The organism is Escherichia sp. WS1450, from assembly GCF_046487395.1.
GTDB classification, from domain to species: domain Bacteria; phylum Pseudomonadota; class Gammaproteobacteria; order Enterobacterales; family Enterobacteriaceae; genus Escherichia; species Escherichia coli.
The window spans coordinates 334423-355450 of record NZ_JBJQJO010000001.1 but is presented as its reverse complement, the minus strand read 5'-3'; the positions used below and the strand labels follow the sequence as shown (position 1 = coordinate 355450).

The 21028-nt window shown below is 48.1% G+C and carries 22 protein-coding genes and 1 pseudogene; 16 read left to right on the top strand and 7 right to left on the bottom strand.

What is annotated here, in order from left to right; all coding sequences use genetic code 11:
* Positions 1-39 precede the first annotated feature (39 nt).
* Complete coding sequence (locus tag ACJHYR_RS01715) at positions 40-339, bottom strand: hypothetical protein (protein WP_001060290.1); 300 nt, start codon at positions 337-339, stop codon at positions 40-42.
* Complete coding sequence (locus ACJHYR_RS01710) at positions 336-830, bottom strand: SMI1/KNR4 family protein (RefSeq protein ID WP_000413852.1); 495 nt, start codon at positions 828-830, stop codon at positions 336-338. The genes ACJHYR_RS01715 and ACJHYR_RS01710 overlap by 4 nt, the downstream gene beginning before the upstream one ends.
* Before the next feature lie 208 nt (positions 831-1038).
* Here ACJHYR_RS01710 and ACJHYR_RS01705 point away from each other — a divergent pair.
* From ACJHYR_RS01705 to aldA, 3 genes and pseudogenes are all read left to right on the top strand, one after another.
* Positions 1039-1104: pseudogene (locus ACJHYR_RS01705) on the top strand (hypothetical protein); the annotation flags it as partial.
* 115 nt (positions 1105-1219) lie between these two features.
* A complete protein-coding gene (gene ydcF / locus ACJHYR_RS01700; protein ID WP_001027939.1) occupies positions 1220-2020 on the top strand; it encodes a DUF218 domain-containing protein YdcF in 801 nt (266 codons plus the stop codon).
* A 196-nt stretch (positions 2021-2216) separates the two neighbouring features.
* Complete coding sequence (gene aldA, locus ACJHYR_RS01695; protein WP_000115926.1) at positions 2217-3656, top strand: aldehyde dehydrogenase; 1440 nt, start codon at positions 2217-2219, stop codon at positions 3654-3656.
* 41 nt (positions 3657-3697) lie between these two features.
* Here aldA and gap read toward each other — a convergent pair whose 3' ends face one another.
* Positions 3698-4699, bottom strand: coding sequence for a type I glyceraldehyde-3-phosphate dehydrogenase (gene gap / locus ACJHYR_RS01690; protein ID WP_000048648.1), 1002 nt, complete (start codon positions 4697-4699; stop codon positions 3698-3700).
* A 188-nt stretch (positions 4700-4887) separates the two neighbouring features.
* On the opposite strand from gap, the gene cybB reads away from it, so the two are divergent.
* The 3 genes from cybB to yncP all read left to right on the top strand — a co-directional run bounded on the left by cybB (position 4888) and on the right by yncP (position 5930).
* Positions 4888-5418, top strand: coding sequence for a cytochrome b561 (gene cybB, locus ACJHYR_RS01685; protein ID WP_001306523.1), 531 nt, complete (start codon positions 4888-4890; stop codon positions 5416-5418).
* Positions 5419-5662: 244 nt separating this feature from the next.
* Entirely contained in the window at positions 5663-5836 is a 174-nt protein-coding gene (locus tag ACJHYR_RS01680) for a hypothetical protein (protein ID WP_000731851.1), read from the top strand.
* Positions 5837-5861: 25 nt separating this feature from the next.
* Positions 5862-5930: a hypothetical protein gene (gene yncP, locus ACJHYR_RS01675; protein ID WP_212591405.1), complete on the top strand. Its 69-nt coding sequence runs from the start codon at positions 5862-5864 to the stop codon at positions 5928-5930.
* Here the strand turns inward: yncP and hokB are convergent.
* On the bottom strand, positions 5908-6057 hold the full coding sequence (hokB, locus tag ACJHYR_RS01670; protein WP_001309484.1) for a type I toxin-antitoxin system toxin HokB: 150 nt from the start codon (positions 6055-6057) through the stop codon (positions 5908-5910). The two genes, yncP and hokB, sit on opposite strands and share 23 nt — an antisense overlap.
* A 398-nt stretch (positions 6058-6455) precedes the next feature.
* Between hokB and trg the strand changes: the two genes are divergently transcribed.
* Positions 6456-8096, top strand: a complete 1641-nt coding sequence (gene trg, locus ACJHYR_RS01665; protein ID WP_001587022.1) for a methyl-accepting chemotaxis protein Trg — start codon at positions 6456-6458, stop codon at positions 8094-8096.
* 37 nt (positions 8097-8133) lie between these two features.
* Here the strand turns inward: trg and ACJHYR_RS01660 are convergent, their stop codons facing one another.
* Positions 8134-9057, bottom strand: a complete 924-nt coding sequence (locus tag ACJHYR_RS01660; RefSeq protein ID WP_072837519.1) for a LysR substrate-binding domain-containing protein — start codon at positions 9055-9057, stop codon at positions 8134-8136.
* Positions 9058-9273: 216 nt separating this feature from the next.
* Here ACJHYR_RS01660 and ACJHYR_RS01655 point away from each other — a divergent pair, with 216 nt between their 5' ends.
* From ACJHYR_RS01655 to rimL, 4 genes are all read left to right on the top strand, one after another.
* Positions 9274-10617: a VOC family protein gene (locus tag ACJHYR_RS01655; protein WP_000013828.1), complete on the top strand. Its 1344-nt coding sequence runs from the start codon at positions 9274-9276 to the stop codon at positions 10615-10617.
* Between the two features lie 224 nt (positions 10618-10841).
* Positions 10842-12497 carry a glucan biosynthesis protein OpgD gene (gene opgD / locus ACJHYR_RS01650; protein ID WP_059326197.1) on the top strand — a complete coding sequence of 552 codons (1656 nt, stop codon included), beginning with the start codon at positions 10842-10844 and terminating at the stop codon, positions 12495-12497.
* Positions 12498-12636: 139 nt separating this feature from the next.
* Positions 12637-12861 carry a YdcH family protein gene (locus tag ACJHYR_RS01645; RefSeq protein WP_001296778.1) on the top strand — a complete coding sequence of 75 codons (225 nt, stop codon included), beginning with the start codon at positions 12637-12639 and terminating at the stop codon, positions 12859-12861.
* 62 nt (positions 12862-12923) lie between these two features.
* On the top strand, positions 12924-13463 hold the full coding sequence (rimL, locus tag ACJHYR_RS01640) for a 50S ribosomal protein L7/L12-serine acetyltransferase (protein ID WP_001587028.1): 540 nt from the start codon (positions 12924-12926) through the stop codon (positions 13461-13463).
* Here rimL and ydcK read toward each other — a convergent pair.
* The gene (ydcK, locus tag ACJHYR_RS01635; RefSeq protein WP_059327962.1) at positions 13455-14435 is read right to left on the bottom strand and encodes a YdcK family protein; all 981 of its coding nucleotides are present in this window, start codon (positions 14433-14435) and stop codon (positions 13455-13457) included. The genes rimL and ydcK overlap by 9 nt on opposite strands.
* Before the next feature lie 123 nt (positions 14436-14558).
* Here ydcK and tehA point away from each other — a divergent pair, with 123 nt between their 5' ends.
* The 3 genes from tehA (at position 14559) to ACJHYR_RS01620 (ending at position 17112) form a co-directional block, all read left to right on the top strand.
* On the top strand, positions 14559-15551 hold the full coding sequence (gene tehA / locus ACJHYR_RS01630) for a dicarboxylate transporter/tellurite-resistance protein TehA (protein ID WP_001376850.1): 993 nt from the start codon (positions 14559-14561) through the stop codon (positions 15549-15551).
* Positions 15548-16141 carry a tellurite resistance methyltransferase TehB gene (gene tehB / locus ACJHYR_RS01625; protein ID WP_000586739.1) on the top strand — a complete coding sequence of 198 codons (594 nt, stop codon included), beginning with the start codon at positions 15548-15550 and terminating at the stop codon, positions 16139-16141. The genes tehA and tehB overlap by 4 nt, the downstream gene beginning before the upstream one ends.
* Positions 16142-16443: 302 nt before the next feature.
* Entirely contained in the window at positions 16444-17112 is a 669-nt protein-coding gene (locus tag ACJHYR_RS01620) for a DUF3313 domain-containing protein (RefSeq protein ID WP_001261034.1), read from the top strand.
* Positions 17113-17146: 34 nt separating this feature from the next.
* On the opposite strand, the gene ydcO is transcribed toward ACJHYR_RS01620, so the two are convergent.
* On the bottom strand, positions 17147-18358 hold the full coding sequence (gene ydcO, locus ACJHYR_RS01615) for a BenE family transporter YdcO (protein WP_071593600.1): 1212 nt from the start codon (positions 18356-18358) through the stop codon (positions 17147-17149).
* 52 nt (positions 18359-18410) lie between these two features.
* Here ydcO and sutR point away from each other — a divergent pair, with 52 nt between their 5' ends.
* Both sutR and rlhA read left to right on the top strand, forming a co-directional pair.
* Entirely contained in the window at positions 18411-18947 is a 537-nt protein-coding gene (gene sutR / locus ACJHYR_RS01610) for a DNA-binding transcriptional regulator SutR (protein ID WP_000429149.1), read from the top strand.
* Between the two features lie 72 nt (positions 18948-19019).
* Positions 19020-20981, top strand: coding sequence for a 23S rRNA 5-hydroxycytidine C2501 synthase (gene rlhA / locus ACJHYR_RS01605; RefSeq protein WP_059327963.1), 1962 nt, complete (start codon positions 19020-19022; stop codon positions 20979-20981).
* Positions 20982-21028 lie beyond the last annotated feature (47 nt).

The window sequence follows — 21028 nt, the reverse complement described above, 5'->3', positions numbered from 1 at the left end:
TTCTGAAAAATAGCAAGGGAGATACTCCTTACGTGCTTATTACAAATCTGCTTGATGAGGACGATATACTGGATACCAAATATTACTGCAACAAAGAACTTCACTGTTTTTGTCAGAAATAAAAATCGTAATTTCCATATCATCCCAACCTTTAACATCTCTGACTACCATCCATAATGGAATATCAAGGCCGTATGATTTCATACCATCAGGAAGAAATTTAATAGCAGTGATTTTGTATGCCAGCGAGCCATTAAGATTATACTTTTTACAATATTTTTCTGCTATCGAATTCACTTTGTTTTCAGTAAGAATAGGAGCGATTATTTTATTATTCATGAGACTCCACATTGCTGTAAATAAAGAATAATTTCAACTTGCATTTCCACTAACTCACCAAAATTTTCAAAGCATAACTCACAAGGGAAATCACCGACATCATCGGAAAATATACCAAAATCATGAATGAGAATATAAATTTTTAGGCTGTTGCGGTCAAGAAAAGCTACACTCCCATCGCCAAAACTGCCAACAGGAAAAGGATCAATGTTGTTCAATAATGGATATTCTTTTTTATAATCTTCCCATTGTTGCAAAAATAGAGGGTAATATCTGTCCAGATCCTTCAAAGTATAAATTTGAGGATCGACAAAATGACATGCGCCAAAATGAGACAATAACTGCCGATAGTCTTTTGGAATATGTGTTGCGTATTTATCCTCAAATAAAAGAAGGTTATCTTCAGTTTCCGGAGCGGTTACGCAACCTGTAAGTCCTGTTGTTTTTACGGCAGGCCAGGCGGTTTCTAAAATTTGAAACATTTTTTCCATGTATGTTTCTCGACATATAGTATTATGTTGATGAATAAAAAGGACAATTTGTCTCCTTAGACGGATAGTAGTTTATAGCTCAGGCCAGATATTATTCAATTTAAATTTAAGGATTTCCCATTAATGAGCGTGTTGCAAATGTTCCCATTGATTGAGAAATATAAGAATGAATATTTCATAAATATCACACCAACTTATCTGTCACTTAAAAATGATAGAACATTATGTTATTGATGTTTTATCAACAGTTTCTCCGCAAATACAGTATGACTAAAACCAGTGTCTGGTTCGCGATGGCGCGATAGAAAAAGGATCATCTTCCTTTCAGAGTGCTCCGCTTCTCACTATTATCTCACGCAGTATTCTTAAAGGAACGATAAGGAGGAACCATGAACATTACCCCGTTTCCGACGCTTTCGCCGGCAACCATAGATGCTATAAATGTTATCGGACAGTGGCTGGCGCAGGATGATTTCTCCGGTGAGGTGCCGTATCAGGCCGATTGCGTGATCCTTGCAGGCAATGCGGTTATGCCGACTATCGACGCGGCATGTAAGATTGCTCGCGATCAGCAAATTCCTTTACTGATTAGTGGTGGTATCGGTCACTCGACAACTTTTTTGTATAGCGCCATCGCACAGCATCCGCACTACAACACTATCCGCACCACTGGCAGAGCAGAAGCGACCATCCTGGCGGATATCGCTCATCAGTTCTGGCATATTCCGCATGAAAAAATCTGGATTGAAGACCAGTCAACAAACTGTGGTGAAAACGCACGCTTTAGCATCGCGCTATTGAATCAGGCCGTAGAACGAGTTCACACAGCTATCGTTGTTCAGGACCCCACCATGCAGCGGCGCACGATGGCGACGTTCCGCCGTATGACCGGGGACAATCCCGATGCACCACGCTGGTTGAGTTATCCCGGATTCGTTCCTCAGTTAGGAAATAACGCAGACAGTGTAATCTTTATTAATCAGTTACAAGGATTATGGCCGGTTGAGCGTTATCTATCACTACTCACTGGCGAGCTGCCGCGTTTACACGATGATAGCGATGGCTACGGTCCCCGCGGGCGAGATTTTATTGTTCACGTTGATTTTCCGGCAGAAGTCATCCAGGCATGGCAAACGCTGAAACACGATGCGGTGCTCATCGAGGCGATGGAAAGTCGCTCGTTACGTTAAAAATTGCCCGTTTGTGAACCACTTGTTTGCAAACGGGCATGACTCCTGACGTTTATTTCTGCCTTTTATTCCTTTTACACTTGTTTTTATGAAGCCCTTCACAGAATTGTCCTTTCACGATGCCGTCTCTATGATGATTGATGTTAATTAACAATGCATTTACCAAAAACAAACATATAAATCACAGGAGTCGCCCATGTCAGTACCCGTTCAACATCCTATGTATATCGATGGACAGTTTGTTACCTGGCGTGGAGACGCATGGATTGATGTGGTAAACCCTGCTACAGAGGCGGTCATTTCCCGCATACCCGATGGTCAGGCCGAGGATGCCCGTAAGGCAATCGATGCAGCAGAACGTGCACAACCAGAATGGGAAGCGTTGCCTGCCATTGAACGCGCCAGTTGGTTGCGCAAAATCTCCGCCGGGATCCGCGAACGCGCCGGTGAAATCAGTGCGCTGATTGTTGAAGAAGGGGGCAAGATCCAGCAGCTGGCTGAAGTTGAAGTGGCTTTTACTGCGGACTATATCGATTACATGGCGGAGTGGGCACGGCGTTATGAAGGTGAGATTATTCAAAGCGATCGTCCAGGAGAAAATATTCTTCTGTTTAAACGTGCGCTTGGCGTGACTACCGGCATTCTGCCGTGGAACTTCCCGTTCTTCCTCATTGCCCGCAAAATGGCTCCCGCTCTTTTGACCGGTAATACCATCGTCATTAAACCCAGTGAATTTACACCAAACAATGCGATTGCTTTTGCCAAAATTGTCGATGAAATAGGCCTTCCACGCGGTGTGTTTAACCTTGTGCTGGGGCGTGGTGAAACCGTTGGGCAAGAACTGGCGGGTAACCCAAAGGTCGCAATGGTCAGTATGACAGGCAGCGTCTCTGCAGGTGAAAAGATCATGGCGACTGCAGCAAAAAACATCACAAAAGTGTGTCTGGAATTGGGTGGTAAAGCACCAGCTATCGTAATGGACGATGCCGATCTTGAACTGGCAGTCAAAGCCATCGTTGATTCACGCGTCATTAATAGTGGACAAGTGTGTAACTGTGCAGAACGTGTTTATGTACAGAAAGGCATTTATGATCAGTTCGTCAATCGGCTGGGTGAAGCGATGCAGGCGGTGCAATTTGGTAACCCCGCTGAGCGCAACGACATTGCGATGGGGCCGTTGATTAACGCCGCGGCGCTGGAAAGGGTCGAGCAAAAAGTGGCGCGCGCAGTAGAAGAGGGGGCGAGAGTGGCGTTGGGGGGCAAGGCAGTAGAGGGGAAAGGATATTATTATCCGCCGACATTGCTGCTGGATGTTCGCCAGGAAATGTCGATTATGCACGAGGAAACCTTTGGCCCGGTGCTGCCAGTGGTCGCATTTGACACGCTGGAAGAGGCTATCTCAATGGCTAATGACAGTGATTACGGCCTGACCTCATCACTCTATACCCAAAATCTGAACGTCGCGATGAAAGCCATTAAAGGGCTGAAGTTTGGTGAAACTTACATCAACCGTGAAAACTTCGAAGCTATGCAAGGATTCCACGCCGGATGGCGTAAATCCGGTATTGGCGGCGCAGATGGCAAACATGGCCTGCATGAATACCTGCAGACCCAGGTGGTTTATTTACAGTCGTAATGAGTGAAAGAGGCGGAGGTTTTTTCCTCCGCCTGTGTGCGTCAGAGTTTAGCGAATTTTTCGAGGGTGCGAATGAGCTGTGTGACGAAGCCATATTCGTTATCGTACCAGGCGACCGTTTTCACCAGTTGTAAATCGCCCACGGCGGTAATTTCGGTTTGCGTGGCATCAAACACCGACCCGAAATGGCTGCCTATGATATCAGAAGAGACTATTTCTTCATCGGTATAACCAAATGACTCGTTATTGTTTGTCGCGTTTTTAAGCGCGTTGTTCACCTCTTCGGCAGTCACTTTTTTTCCAAGAATAGACACCAGTTCAGTCACCGAACCGGTTTTCACGGGTACGCGTTGTGCATGACCTTTCAGTTTGCCGCTCAGTTCTGGGATCACCAGACCAATGGCTTTTGCCGCCCCCGTAGTGTGGGGAATGATATTTTCTGCCGCTGCACGTGAAGCGCGTAGATCTTTACCACGCGGGCCATCCACCAGTGACTGAGTGCCGGTATAGGCATGAATGGTCGTCATCGTGCCGACTTCTATTCCGAAACTGTCGTGCAAGGCTTTGGCCATCGGTGCAAGACAATTAGTGGTGCATGACGCCACGGAAACAATGGTGTCGTTGCCATCCAGTGTGTCGTCATTGACGTTATAAACGATGGTTTTCATTTCACCGGCAGGGGCGGAAATCAACACCTTCTTCGCACCAGCATCAAGATGCGCCTGCGATTTCTCGGCGGAGGTATAAAAGCCAGTACATTCGACAATGATTTCTGCGCCTTTCGCTTTCCACGGAATATTTTTAGCCTCTTTTTCGGCGTAAACCGCGATACTTTTCCCATCAACGATAAGTGAATCTTCCGTAAAATCAACGCGCCAGGGGAACGGTCCATAGTTTGAATCATGTTTCAGCAGGTAGGCGAGAATTTTTGGGGAAGTGAGATCATTAATAGCGACAACATCTATGTTGCTTTTGACTTCAAGTAATCGACGCAATACCAGTCGACCGATACGACCAAAACCGTTAATACCAACTTTACTCATGGTTTTCTCCTGTCAGGAACGTTCGGATGAAAATTGATCCTTTCCAGGCTTAGACCAGGATGGCGGGATGGGCAATCTACATTCTTGCCGTGAAACGTAACGTACTGAAAACGGGTGAACAATATTTAATGAAATTTTAAGAAAAGCTCGTTATGTTAACGGCAAATTGTTTTAAAGCAGGAAATGTTATGGAAAATAAATACTCAAGGTTACAAATCAGCATTCACTGGCTGGTCTTTTTGCTGGTTATCGCAGCGTATTGCGCAATGGAGTTTCGTGGTTTCTTCCCACGTAGCGATCGGCCGCTCATCAACATGATTCATGTTTCCTGTGGCATATCAATTCTCGTGCTGATGGTCGTTCGTCTTTTGTTAAGGCTGAAATACCCAACCCCGCCGATTATACCTAAGCCAAAACCGATGATGACGGGACTGGCGCATTTGGGACATTTGGTGATTTATCTCCTGTTTATTGCGCTGCCAGTGATTGGTTTGGTGATGATGTATAACCGAGGCAACCCGTGGTTTGCGTTTGGTTTGACGATGCCTTATGCATCAGAGGCCAATTTCGAACGGGTTGATAGCTTAAAGTCGTGGCATGAAATGCTGGCGAATCTGGGATACTTTGTCATCGGGTTGCACGCTGCGGCTGCACTGGCACACCACTATTTCTGGAAGGACAACACACTTCTACGCATGATGCCGCGTAAACGTTCCTGAAGGATATTTAAAGAAAACGCCTGTACTAAAACCGACCCGTGGTACAGGCGAAGAATACGGGCCTACATCGGAAGCGCCTATTATATTTATTTGTATGACAAATAAAACCATAATCCTGGTCCATACGTCCATCTGGCTTATCTTTAATCAATTCACCCGATCTTTGATCTCATCAACGGTATCAAAATAAACCAGCGTATAACGTTCAAATCGAACATAAGATTCGATAAACCATGGAGGTTATATGAAAAAACTGGCACTCATCTTGGTTATAGGAGCGCTTGTTTCCTTTTATGCCGATGCCGGGCGCAAACCCTGTTCTGGTTCGAAAGGGGGGATCTCACACTGTACGGCAGGCGGCAAATTTGTCTGTAATGATGGTTCTATTAGTGCATCGAAAAAAACATGCACTAACTGAAGTGTAAAAGGGGTGCCATGAGAAAATGAATCTGCTAGTCAGATGCGCGGGGAAAATCCCCGCGCTTGCCCTTACCTGGACGTGCAGGCCATGAGCGCAGCAACCTCCTTATCACCGTCCCGGAACCGCAGTTCGTAGAGCGTTTGTCGGGTCAGGAGTGTGAATGTCAGAATCGTAATGCAGATAATGAGCAGACACACCACCAGAGGGTTGCGCTTCATAGCCTTTCTCCTTGCCGGATGGCGGGTAAGAGGCTAACATCTGAATTGCTTGGTTCATTCGTTGGCCTCGGTTGATAGAAATATCGGTCGGGGCCTTCGTCTTTCTGATTCCCGGTTAGCCTGAAAACAGAAAGTCTCAGGCACCCGTGAGCATCCTATGTGGTTTCCTTAGGGACGAAAATAATCACCTGACGAAATTGCGTGCTGTTTTCCAGAATTTTTCGTCATTCGGGTTAGCCAGTTTAGCCATTCGTTACTCTCTTCATTCCAATAGCATTAATTTTCTCTACAATAATTGTTGTAAAAATGTGACGCAAAGAGGTTTTTGGTCATAAGTAATTATCGTCAAGTGCCGATGACTTTCTATCAGGAGTAAACCTGGACGAGAGACAACGGTAATGAATACAACTCCCTCACAGCGATTAGGTTTTTTGCATCACATCAGGCTGGTTCCGTTATTTGCCTGCATTCTTGGCGGTATCTTAGTTCTATTCGCATTAAGTTCAGCTCTGGCTGGCTATTTCCTCTGGCAGGCCGATCGCGATCAGCGTGATGTTACTGCGGAGATTGAGATTCGGACCGGGTTAGCGAACAGTTCAGATTTTTTGCGTTCAGCCCGGATCAATATGATTCAGGCTGGTGCTGCGAGTCGTATTGCTGAAATGGAAGCAATGAAGCGAAATATTGCGCAAGCCGAATCGGAGATTAAACAGTCGCAGCAAGGTTATCGTGCTTATCAGAATCGGTCGGTGAAAACACCTGCTGATGAAGCCCTTGACACTGAATTAAATCAACGCTTCCAGGCTTATATCACGGGTATGCAACCGATGTTGAAATATGCCAAAAATGGCATGTTTGAAGCGATTATCAATCATGAAAGTGAGCAAATCCGACCGCTGGATAATGCTTATACCGATATTTTGAGCAAAGCCGTTAAGATACGTAGCACCAGAGCCAACCAACTGGCGGAACTGGCCCATCAGCGCACCCGCCTGGGTGGGATGTTCATGATTGGCGCGTTTGTGCTTGCCCTGGTCATGACGCTGATAACATTTATGGTGCTACGTCGGATCGTCATTCGTCCACTGCAACATGCCGCACAACGGATTGAAAAAATCGCCAGTGGCGATCTGACGATGAATGATGAACCGGCGGGTCGTAATGAAATCGGTCGCTTAAGTCGTCATTTACAGCAAATGCAGCATTCACTGGGGATGACAGTAGGGACTGTTCGACAGGGTGCGGAAGAGATTTATCGTGGCACCAGCGAAATTTCCGCTGGCAATGCGGACCTTTCATCTCGCACTGAAGAACAAGCGGCGGCAATTGAACAAACTGCCGCCAGCATGGAGCAACTCACTGCGACGGTGAAACAGAATGCGGATAACGCGCATCATGCCAGCAAACTGGCGCAGGAGGCTTCTATTAAAGCCAGCGATGGCGGGCAGACGGTTTCCGGTGTAGTAAAAACGATGGGCGCTATCTCCACGAGTTCGAAGAAAATTTCCGAGATCACCGCCGTCATCAACAGTATTGCTTTCCAGACGAATATTCTGGCACTGAATGCTGCCGTTGAAGCCGCGCGAGCGGGTGAGCAAGGACGTGGATTTGCCGTTGTCGCCAGCGAAGTACGGACACTCGCAAGCCGCAGCGCCCAGGCGGCGAAAGAGATTGAAGGCTTGATCAGTGAATCAGTCAGGTTAATTGACCTGGGGTCGGATGAGGTGGCAATGGCAGGGAAAACCATGAGCACTATTGTTGATGCCGTCGCGAGTGTCACACATATCATGCAGGAAATCGCCGCCGCCTCGGATGAACAAAGTAGAGGCATAACTCAGGTTAGCCAGGCGATTTCTGAAATGGATAAGGTGACGCAACAGAATGCTTCTCTGGTAGAAGAGGCCTCAGCAGCGGCGGTGTCCCTTGAAGAACAGGCTGCACGATTAACTGAGGCGGTGGACGTATTCCGTCTGAACAAACATTCTGTGTCGGCAGAACCTCGCGGAGCGGGTGAACAAGTTAGTTTCGCTACGGTGTGAAAATGTTGAAGGAGGGATCGACAGATCCCTTCACCTTTCAGAACGGCATTGATTTTCGAATAGCGTTAATCATCAACTGGCAACCAGAAGAGAACGTCGCATCTACGCGGGTCAGTATTCCAATCGGTTCGCCTGCACCATGACCCGGAACAGGCAGGGCCACCAGCGTGGCATGACTCAGGTCGTCTTTTACAGCGCCAGAAGGGACAAACCACACGTAGTCGTATTCAACCGTAAGTTGACGAGATAGAGAAGCAGACAGTGTTTCGATACAGCCCGAAGGAATTTTACAGCCCTGGCTCTGCACTAATGCATCTGAATGCTGGCGTGGCGCAGTGCCTTCTGGTGATACAACAACCGGCCATTCCAGCACCCGGCTTAGCGTTACGTTCTCCTGAAGTAGCGGGTGATTAGGGCGGACAACCAGCTTCAGCGATTCAAGAAACAGCAGTTCATAATTAAGCCCGGTCATCAGTTCAGGATCTGACATCCGACCAATGCCGATATCGATTTCCCCGGTTTTCAAACCCGCCAGAATCATAGGGTTACTCATTGTCGCAACTTGCAAGGTCGTCTCTTTTTGTTGCTGATGAAACTGACCTATAACCGAAGGTAATATCCCCAGTGCCGCAGTAGGTAGTGCACCAACCCTGACGACATCATTATTAAGACCTTCTTTACGATGAAGCGACTGTCCGGCAGTGTTGATGGCGTCAAGAACTCTGACTGCATGCGTTAAAAATTGTTCGCCGGGTAAGGTAAGTTGCGCCCCCTGACGACCACGCTCAAACAAGCGAGCGCCCGTCAGCTGCTCCAGTTCATTCAATGTCTTAGAGAGCGCAGGTTGACTCAAATTAAGGGTTTCAGCCGCGCGCCCCAAAGTTCCTTGTTGTGCGACAGCTACGAATGTATGAAGGTGGCGCAGACGGATGCGCTGACTAAACAGACTATTATTTTCCATAAGCGATGTTAAAAACGAAGCGGTGTCGCTGACAAGTGAAGTTGTTTGATTATGATAACTTGATTGCAAAATATTATTAACAATTAAAGCAATTATGTTACAGCAAAATGGATAATATTGATGTTTTCGCGGCGAGATCACAGTTTGCAAATTCTTCCCGCCAGAGTGAATGCGGTTACCTACACTCCAGATTACTGACCACTGGAGGCAGACATTATGGCGAACAGCATCACGGCGGATGAGATTCGGGAACAGTTTTCGCAGGCAATGTCAGCCATGTACCAGCAAGAAGTTCCGCAGTACGGCACGCTGCTGGAACTGGTAGCTGATGTGAATCTGACTGTGCTGGAAAACAATCCTCAACTGCACGAAAAAATGGTAAATGCAGACGAGCTGGCGCGACTGAATGTTGAACGTCATGGGGCAATTCGCGTTGGGACTGCACAAGAGCTTGCTACTCTTCGGCGGATGTTTGCCATTATGGGGATGTACCCGGTGAGCTATTACGATCTCTCGCAGGCGGGAGTGCCGGTACATTCCACAGCATTTCGGCCCATTGATGATGCTTCTCTGGCGCGTAATCCCTTCCGCATTTTTACCTCATTACTCCGCCTAGAGCTTATCGAGAACGAATTTTTGCGCCAGAAAGCGGCGGAGATTCTGCGTCAGCGCGATATCTTCACCCCACGTTGTCGACAACTGTTAGAGGAATATGAGCAGCGGGGCGGTTTTAACGAAACACAGGCACAGGAGTTTGTGCAGGAAGCCTTGGAAACGTTTCGCTGGCACCAGTCAGCAACGGTGGATGAAGTAACCTATCGCGCCTTGCATAACGAACATCGGCTGATTGCTGATGTGGTCTGTTTTCCTGGATGCCATATCAACCACCTGACGCCACGCACGCTGGATATTGACCGGGTGCAGTCGATGATGCCTGAATGCGGGATTGAACCCAAAATTCTGATCGAAGGGCCGCCGCGCCGCGAGGTACCCATTTTACTACGCCAGACCAGCTTTAAAGCACTGGAAGAGACGGTGTTGTTTGCAGGGCAGAAACAGGGCACGCATACCGCGCGCTTTGGTGAAATAGAGCAGCGTGGTGTGGCATTAACGCCGAAAGGGCGACAACTGTATGATGATCTTCTGCGTAACGCTGGAACCGGGCAGGATAATCTCACTCACCAAATGCATTTACAGGAAACCTTCCGCACTTTTCCTGACAGTGAGTTTTTAATGCGTCAGCAAGGGTTGGCATGGTTCCGGTACCGTCTGACGCCTTCAGGTGAGGCGCATCGTCAGGCGATTCATCCCGGAGACGATCCACAGCCCTTAATTGAACGTGGTTGGATAGTGGCGCAACCCATTACCTATGAAGATTTCTTGCCTGTTAGCGCGGCGGGGATCTTCCAGTCAAATCTGGGTAATGAAACGCAGGCACGCAGTCACGGTAATGCCAGTCGCGAAGCATTTGAGCAGGCGTTGGGCTGCCCGGTTTTGGATGAGTTCCAGCTTTATCAGGAAGCGGAAGAACGCAGTAAACGTCGCTGTGGTTTGCTTTAAATTCTGACCATCCGCCTTTGCAAAAATTTGCCTGATTATACAAACGAATCAGGCTCATCCCATCGACATAAAAAAATTGCCGATTTATGCATATTCTCTCAGTTCAACAATTGGATTATTAATAAATATTGTCTAGAGTGAGCGGTCATAAATAAGCACTTTCTTGCCGCTGAAAACGACCAGCGCGGGACCATTCACAACACCAGAAGGACTCACTTTCAGGTATGGATCGTAGACGATTTATTAAAGGTTCAATGGCTATGGCCGCCGTGTGCGGTACCAGCGGCATTGCTTCTCTTTTTTCTCAGGCGGCATTCGCGGCAGATTCTGATATTGCCGACGGGCAAACCCAACGTTTTGACTTCTCCATTCTACAGTCAATGGCGCACGACTTAGCGCAAACAGCGTGGCGTGGTGCGCCGCGTCCGTTACCTGACACTCTGGCGACAATGACGCCGCAGGCTTATAACAGTATTCAATACGACGCCGAAAAATCGCTCTGGCATAACGTTGAGAACCGTCAACTGGACGCTCAGTTCTTCCATATGGGAATGGGATTCCGTCGCCGCGTTCGTATGTTTTCTGTAGATCCAGCAACACATCTGGCGCGTGAAATTCACTTTCGCCCGGAGTTGTTCAAATACAACGATGCGGGTGTTGATACCAAACAATTAGAAGGGCAAAGCGATCTCGGTTTTGCCGGTTTTCGCGTGTTTAAAGCCCCCGAACTGGCGCGCCGTGATGTCGTATCATTCCTCGGCGCGAGTTATTTCCGCGCGGTTGATGATACATATCAATACGGTTTGTCGGCTCGCGGCCTGGCGATCGACACTTACACCGACAGTAAAGAAGAGTTCCCCGACTTTACCGCCTTCTGGTTTGATACGGTAAAACCGAGGGCAACCACCTTTACCGTTTATGCGTTGCTCGATAGCGCCAGCATTACTGGTGCCTATAAGTTCACTATCCATTGTGAGAAAAGTCAGGTGATTATGGATGTGGAAAATCACCTGTATGCGCGCAAAGACATTAAACAGCTGGGCATTGCGCCGATGACCAGCATGTTCAGCTGCGGTACTAATGAACGTCGGATGTGCGACACCATTCATCCGCAAATCCATGACTCTGATCGTCTGTCCATGTGGCGGGGCAACGGCGAGTGGATTTGCCGTCCGCTGAACAATCCGCAAAAATTGCAGTTCAATGCTTACACCGACAACAACCCGAAAGGGTTTGGTTTATTGCAACTGGATCGTGATTTCTCCCATTATCAGGACATTATGGGCTGGTATAACAAACGCCCAAGTCTGTGGGTGGAGCCGCGTAACAAGTGGGGTAAGGGCACCATCGGCCTGATGGAAATCCCAACTACGGGTGAAACGCTGGATAACATTGTCTGCTTCTGGCAGCCAGAAAAAGCTGTAAAAGCGGGTGATGAGTTTGCATTCCAGTATCGTCTGTACTGGAGTGCGCAACCGCCTGTTCATTGCCCATTAGCGCGCGTTATGGCGACGCGTACCGGCATGGGTGGTTTCCCGGAAGGTTGGGCGCCAGGTGAACACTATCCCGAAAAATGGGCGCGTCGTTTTGCCGTCGATTTCGTTGGTGGTGATCTGAAAGCTGCCGCACCAAAAGGCATTGAGCCGGTGATTACGCTTTCCAGTGGGGAAGCGAAGCAAATCGAAATTCTCTATATTGAACCCATTGATGGTTATCGTATTCAGTTTGACTGGTATCCGACTTCGGACTCCACTGATCCGGTCGATATGCGGATGTATCTGCGTTGTCAGGGCGACGCTATCAGTGAAACATGGCTGTATCAGTATTTCCCGCCAGCGCCGGATAAACGTCAGTATGTTGACGACCGCGTGATGAGTTAATCGTTTTTTCTTCGGCACCTTCTTCGGGAGGTGCCGTCTGGTTAAACACGATCCCGCTCGCATTTTTCCCTAAGTTAAATGAGTAATCTGATAGTGTGTATTTCAGATACACCTTGTCAGCCACTAACAGGGAGTGCGTATGTTTCCAGAATACCGAGATTTAATATCCCGTCTGAAAAACGAAAATCCTCGCTTTATGTCCTTGTTCGATAAACACAATAAACTTGATCATGAAATTGCCAGAAAGGAAGGTTCCGACGGTCGAGGGTACAATGCGGAAGTGGTCCGCATGAAAAAACAAAAGCTACAGTTAAAAGATGAGATGCTCAAAATCCTGCAGCAGGAGAGCGTCAAAGAGGTGTAAACTTTCCTAAGCCGCCAGCCAGGCGGCTTTTTTAACAACTGCATGGAGTGACTGGAGATAAGATGACTGAAACGATAAAAGTAAGCGAATCACTTGAATTACATGCTGTTGCAGAAAATCACGTCACACCTCTTTATCAGTTAATCTGTAAAAATAAAACCTGGTTACAGCAGTCGCTAAACTGGCCGCAGTTTGTTCAAATTGAAGAGGACACACGAAAAACGGTGCAGGGCAATGTAATGTTGCATCAACGCGGCTATGCCAAAATGTTCATGATTTTCAAAGAAGATGAACTTATCGGCGTTATCTCGTTTAATCGTATTGAACCACTGAATAAAACCGCTGAAATCGGCTACTGGCTGGACGAATCTCATCAGGGGCAGGGGATCATTTCTCAGGCGCTGCAGGCATTGATTCATCATTATGCTCAGTCTGGTGAACTTAGACGCTTCGTGATCAAATGTCGGGTGGACAATGCGCAAAGCAACCAGGTCGCTTTGCGCAATGGTTTTATCCTTGAAGGTTGCCTGAAACAGGCTGAGTTTCTGAATGATGCCTATGATGATGTGAACTTATACGCGCGTATTATCGATTCACAATAACCCTGCCAGCGGCGTTCGCGTAATGCGCTCTTCGCCGTTAATGACTTTTGGACCACGGACATGAACCGTGTCGCCATCAAAGGCTTCAACGACGGCGTGGTCGGTTAACTCCACATGGTTTTCAATTATCACCGCACCTGTAATACGGCTCTCACCTTGTATTACAACGTGCTCGTCGAGCAGAATCGGTCCGCCACGTACCACGGCATTTCCGCCAATCAAGACATGATGTTTTAACACACAATTACCTTCCACAATGGCATATTCCGCTACCTGCGAACTGTAATGAATTGTCGGAATGGCATCTTCTTCTATGCCAGCTTTCACCTGCGCGTGACCGTAGACTTTAGCACAATCGCATAGCCAGACGTTGTTCTCTTCATTACCTTCAACGCTGGCAAAATCAAAAACTTCGGCGCGATGTTCAATAAAAGCATACCGGACGACGGCATCGCCATAAATTTGTGCCTGGTGAACAATACGCGAGGCGCTAACCCTTGCGCGATCATAAATTTGTAGCAGGAGTTGATGGTCGGAGGTTAAGCCTTGCGCGGCGACGATCATAGAATGTTGATCAATTAAGGCGTGACCAAATATTCTACATTGACCGCAAACTAATGCGTCACGAATGGTGACGCTGTCACTTATATGTGCACCCTGACTGATTTCACTATTATCGATCCAGACGTTATCCGTTGCGTAAACCTCTCCCCAAAGGACGCTGGTGCCGGTGATACGCGTATTACCGGAAATCACCGTTCCGCCGAACGCAATAGCATTCTGATCGTAAATCCAGCAATTTCCTTCCTGCGCTAACACCGTTTCGCGATCGATCCAGCCGCCAGCGGTTCCTGCTATCACATCGTTAAAATCGCTCATGGCGATAATTTGCCGTAATAACACACTTTTTTTAGTGCCATCATCCTGATAACTAAAGGCTCGCTGGTCTTCACTTAGACGATATTTGCGCATAGCGTTTTCCCACAGGTGACTTACTATAACCGTAGCAAATTCTGCGGCTCTGGCTATGCTCGAGAAAATTCCATAAAATGCATTTCAAATATACTTTATAAATTAAACAAAATGAGTAAGAAGATGCAGAGCGATAAAGTGCTCAATTTGCCGGCAGGCTACTTTGGTATTGTGTTGGGGACGATAGGGATGGGATTTGCCTGGCGCTATGCCAGCCAGGTTTGGCAGGTCAGCCACTGGTTAGGGGATGGGCTAGTGATTCTGGCGATGATCATCTGGGGATTATTGACTAGCGCATTTATTACCCGACTCATACGCTTTCCGCATAGCGTGCTGGCGGAAGTGCGTCATCCAGTGATGAGCAGTTTTGTGAGTTTGTTTCCGGCAACGACGATGCTGGTGGCGATTGGTTTTGTTCCGTGGTTTCGCCCACTGGCGGTGTGCCTGTTCAGTTTTGGCGTCGTGGTGCAACTGGCTTATGCCGCCTGGCAAACTGCGGGATTATGGCGCGGATCTCATCCTGAAGAAGCTACCACGCCTGGACTGTATCTGCCGACAGTTGCCAACAACTTTATCAGCGCAATGGCCTGTGGTGCATTGGGCTACACCGACGCTGGTCTGGTGTTTTTAGGCGCAGGCGTTTTCTCATGGTTAAGCCTGGAACCGGTGATCTTGCAGCGTCTGCGCAGTTCGGGAGAATTACCCACGGCGCTGCGGACATCACTCGGCATTCAGCTCGCTCCTGCGCTGGTGGCCTGTAGTGCCTGGCTGAGCGTCAACGGCGGCGAGGGTGACACGCTGGCGAAAATGCTTTTCGGTTATGGGCTGCTGCAACTGCTGTTTATGCTACGTCTGATGCCATGGTATCTCTCCCAGCCATTTAATGCTTCATTCTGGAGTTTCTCGTTCGGCGTATCTGCACTGGCAACCACCGGTTTGCATCTGGGGAGTGGCAGCGATAATGGATTTTTCCATACGCTGGCGGTGCCGCTGTTTATCTTTACCAATTTTATAATTGCAATACTGCTCATCCGTACTTTCGCGCTTCTGATGCAGGGGAAATTGTTAATCAGAACCGAGCGCGCCGTTTTAATGAAAGCTGAGGACAAAGAATGATCATTCGTGACGAAAACTATTTTACTGATAAGTATGAATTAACCCGCACACACTCTGAAGTACTGGAAGCGGTGAAAGTGGTTAAACCCGGTAAAACGCTGGATCTGGGCTGTGGCAATGGTCGTAATAGTCTTTACCTGGCAGCCAATGGTTATGAAGTTGACGCATGGGATAAAAATGCCATGAGTATCGCCAACGTCGAGCGTATTAAATCCATTGAAAATCTGGATAATTTACACACCCGGGTCGTTGATCTGAATAACCTTACGTTTGATGGGCAATACGATTTTATTCTTTCGACTGTGGTGCTGATGTTCCTTGAGGCTAAAACCATCCCAGGGCTGATTGCCAATATGCAACGTTGCACTAAACCTGGCGGTTACAACCTGATTGTGGCGGCGATGGATACCGCTGATTATCCATGTACCGTCGGCTTCCCGTTTGCCTTCAAAGAGGGAGAATTACGTCGATATTACGAAGGCTGGGAGATGGTGAAATACAATGAAGACGTCGGCGAGCTGCACCGCACCGACGCCAACGGTAATCGTATTAAACTGCGTTTCGCCACGATGCTGGCACGTAAAAAATAACCTGGTAAGAACAAGGCGCGTGAAAATTCCCCACGCTGAGATGGTCTACTGTTCTTCTTTTCGGTAAGCATAATTTTTATCGAATGGATGTGAAATTAATCACAGTAGTCGAAGTTTTTTAGCAGCTTAACTTACTGAAATTTAACTACTGATGATTGACTTAGCCCCTTTTTCGGCATTGACTATGTCGTCTGAAAAGGGGCTGAAAAATTTATTTTCACCAACACTTTTTTTGCCACAACACGAAGCGGCGCTTTTTGCTATAACTTAGAAAGTAATATAATCATCTCAGGAAACTATTCATGCGTACCACATCAATTGCGAAAGTTGCAGCTTTATGCGGCTTGTTGGCTCTGTCTGGTTGTGCCTCTAAAATCACCCAGCCAGATAAATATTCTGGTTTTTTAAACAATTACTCTGATTTAAAAGAAACAACCTCAGCAACAGGTAAACCTGTTTTACGTTGGGTAGACCCGAGTTTTGATCAAAGCAAATATGACAGCATCGTCTGGAACCCAGTCACTTATTATCCGGTACCGAAACCATCTACCCAGGTAGGGCAGAAAGTTCTGGATAAAATTTTGAGTTATACCAACACCGAAATGAAAGAAGCGATTGCGCAGCGTAAACCACTGGTTACCACCGCTGGGCCGCGTAGTCTGATTTTCCGTGGGGCCATTACCGGTGTTGATACCAGCAAAGAAGGGCTGCAATTCTATGAAGTGGTTCCTGTCGCATTAGTGGTCGCGGGGACGCAAATGGCGACGGGCCACCGTACCATGGATACTCGCCTGTATTTTGAAGGTGAGCTGATTGATGCAGCTACTAATAAACCGGTTATCAAAGTCGTTCGTCAGGGCGAAGGTAAAGACCTGAATAACGAAAGTACGCCAATGGCTTTCGAAAATATTAAACAAGTTATTGATGACATGGCGACCGATGCCACCATGTTTGACGTTAACAAAAAGTAATTCCAGCCGCGCCATCGTAAGATGGCGCTTTTTATTATCGGTTTCTGTGAGCGATTAAATTCAACACCACGTAACAAACGCCTCCGGCAATTAATCCCCAGAACGCAGAACCAATCCCGACCAGCGTCAATCCACTTGCCGTTACCAGAAATGCCACCACCGCCGCGTCGCGCTCACGCTCATTATGCAGCGCCTGATACAAACTGCCGCCAATGGTACTCAACAGCGCCAGACCTGCCAGCATCTGGATCCAACTTACGGGCAGGGCAGCCATCATCCCGGTAATGGCACTACCAAAAAGACCTGCGAGCAAATAAAAAATGCCTGCAACGGCAGCTGCCAGCCAACGTTGATCTTTATCCGGATGCGCTTCCGGGCTTTGACAAATAGCCGCGGTGATTGCCGCAATACCGACGGAATAAACGCCGAAAGGGGAAAAAACAAGCGCCAGCAATCCAGTAAACACAATCAACGGCGAAACAGGAGCCGAATACCCGGCTGCTTTCATTGCTGCGATACCTGGAGCGTTTTGCGATGCCATCGTCACCAGAAAAAGGGGGAGTGCAACGCTCAGACTGTGAGCAAACGAAAAATCAGGGGTAATATAAGTGGGGAGAACGGGTTTAAAGACAACATCATTTGTGACAACGTCACCTTGCGCCATAACGATCACGATCCCAATAATCATCGCGGCAATTACCGCATAGCGCGGCGCAACGGCCCTGGTTGCCAGCCATACCAGCAACATACTGCCACACAACGTAAATTGACCATCCAGACTGGCAAACGCCTGTAAACCAAAGCGTAATAAAATCCCGGCAAGCATTGCTGCCGCAAGCGAGTGCGGAATAATGCGCATCAGACGAGCAAAGAGTCCCGTTATGCCGCAGAGGACTATTAACGCGTTGGTGACAATAAAAACGCCGATGGCTTCGTTAAGTGTTAGTCCCTGTAATCCGGTGACCAACAAAGCCGCGCCAGGCGTTGACCATGCGGTGAGAACAGGTACGCGATACCATAATGTCAGAGTCAGCGTACTGACGCCCATTGCCAGCCCCAGCGCCGTCATCCAGCCAGAGATTTGTGCAGTGGTGGCTCCGGCGACAATCGCTGCTTGCCAGATTATTGCCGCTGAACTGGCGTAGCCAATTAATACCGCCAGAAACCCCGCCAGTAGCGTGGGTGGAGGAATAGAAAACAGACGCATAGTCACCTCGTGCGTTATAGCGTACAGGTACCGTAGCATTTGTCCGTTATAACGCACAAGTGATAAACTTCCGTTTTGCCGGAGGAGTCGCATGGAAAATCTCGCTCGCTTTTTATCCACCACACTTAAACAACTACGCCAGCAGCGCGGCTGGAGTCTTTCGCGACTGGCCGAAGCGACAGGCGTTTCTAAAGCGATGTTAGGGCAGATTGAGCGTAATGAGTCCAGCCCGACGGTCGCGACATTATGGAAAATTGCCACCGGGTTGAATGTGCCATTTTCGACATTTATTTCTCCGCCGCAGTCCGCTACGCCTTCAGTTTATGATCCGCAACAGCAGGCGATGGTGATCACTTCGCTGTTTCCTTATGATCCACAACTCTGCTTTGAACACTTCTCGATTCAGATGGCACCTGGTGCAATAAGTGAATCGACGCCCCATGAGAAGGGAGTAATCGAACATGTTGTCGTCATTGATGGGCAACTTGATCTGTGCGTTGATGGTGAATGGCAGAGCCTTAATTGTGGAGAAGGCGCTCGATTTGCTGCAGACGTTACGCATGTCTATCGTAATGGTGGGGAGCAAATCGTACATTTTCATTCCCTCATCCATTACCCACGCAGTTAAGCGGGAAAACTATTTCGCAACGTCGCGCTTGTGGCTAAAATAGCCGCCATTTTTCAGCTACTGGATAAGAATGTGACCGTATCTTCTCATCGACTTGAACTGTTAAGCCCGGCACGCGATGCCGCCATTGCCCGCGAAGCTATTTTGCACGGTGCCGATGCTGTTTATATCGGCGGCCCTGGTTTTGGTGCCCGTCATAATGCCAGTAATAGCCTGAAAGATATTGCCGAACTGGTGCCGTTTGCCCATCGTTATGGTGCAAAAATTTTCGTCACGCTTAACACCATTTTGCATGATGATGAGCTGGAACCTGCGCAACGGCTGATTACCGACCTCTACCAGACCGGCGTCGATGCGCTGATTGTTCAGGATATGGGGATTCTGGAACTTGATATTCCGCCGATTGAACTGCACGCCAGTACGCAGTGCGATATTCGCACAGTAGAAAAAGCGAAGTTCCTCTCTGATGTTGGCTTTACGCAGATTGTGCTGGCGCGAGAGCTGAATCTTGAGCAGATCCGCGCGATTCACCAGGCCACGGACGCGACCATTGAATTCTTTATTCATGGTGCATTGTGCGTGGCCTATTCTGGTCAGTGCTACATTTCTCATGCGCAAACAGGGCGTAGCGCCAACCGTGGCGATTGCTCGCAGGCATGCCGTTTGCCATACACATTGAAAGACGATCAGGGGCGGGTGGTTTCTTATGAAAAACATCTGCTGTCGATGAAAGATAACGATCAGACTGCCAACCTTGGCGCGCTGATTGATGCTGGCGTGCGCTCCTTCAAGATTGAAGGGCGTTACAAAGATATGAGCTACGTGAAGAATATCACCGCGCATTATCGCCAAATGCTGGATGCCATTATTGAAGAACGTGGCGATCTGGCGCGTGCTTCATCAGGTCGTACTGAACATTTCTTTGTTCCATCGACGGAAAAGACTTTCCACCGTGGTAGCACAGATTATTTTGTGAATGCCCGTAAAGGGGATATCGGCGCGTTCGATTCGCCGAAATTTATCGGCCTGCCGGTGGGTGAAGTATTGAAAGTGGCGAAAGATCATCTTGATGTTGCCGTCACCGAGCCACTGGCAAATGGCGATGGCCTGAACGTGATGATTAAACGTGAAGTAGTCGGTTTTCGTGCCAATACGGTAGAAAAAACCGGAGAAAATCAGTACCGCGTCTGGCCAAATGAGATGCCTGCGGATTTGCATAAAATTCGTCCGCATCATCCGCTTAATCGTAATCTGGACCATAACTGGCAGCAGGCGTTGACCAAAACATCCAGCGAACGTCGCGTAGCGGTAGACATTGAACTGGGCGGATGGCAGGAACAACTGATTCTGACCCTGACCAGTGAAGAGGGCGTCAGCGTCACGCATACGCTGGATGGACAATTCGACGAAGCTAATAACGCCGAAAAAGCGCTTAATAACCTGAAAGATGGTCTGGCTAAGCTGGGGCAAACCATCTATTACGCCCGCGATGTGCAAATTAACCTGCCTGGTGCGCTGTTTGTACCGAACAGTCTGTTAAATCAGTTCCGCCGTGAGGCCGCCGAAATGCTGGATGCTGCGCGTCTTGCCAGTTATCAGCGCGGCAGTCGTAAACCGGTTGCTGATCCTGCGCCGGTTTATCCGCAAACGCATCTGAGTTTCCTCGCGAACGTTTACAACCAGAAAGCGCGTGAATTTTATCATCGCTATGGTGTGCAGCTGATTGACGCGGCGTATGAGGCACATGAAGAGAAGGGCGAAGTCCCGGTGATGATCACCAAGCATTGTCTGCGCTTTGCCTTTAATCTGTGCCCGAAACAGGCGAAAGGCAATATCAAAAGCTGGAAGGCGACGCCAATGCAACTGGTTAATGGCGATGAAGTGTTAACGCTGAAATTTGATTGCCGTCCGTGTGAGATGCACGTCATCGGCAAAATTAAAAATCACATTCTGAAAATGCCGTTACCGGGAAGCGTAGTGGCATTCGTAAGTACGGATGATCTGCTGAAAACATTGCCGAAGCGAAAAGGGTAAAACGCCAGTTTTCTGGTTACTCACAACTTATCAAATCTGCATGATAT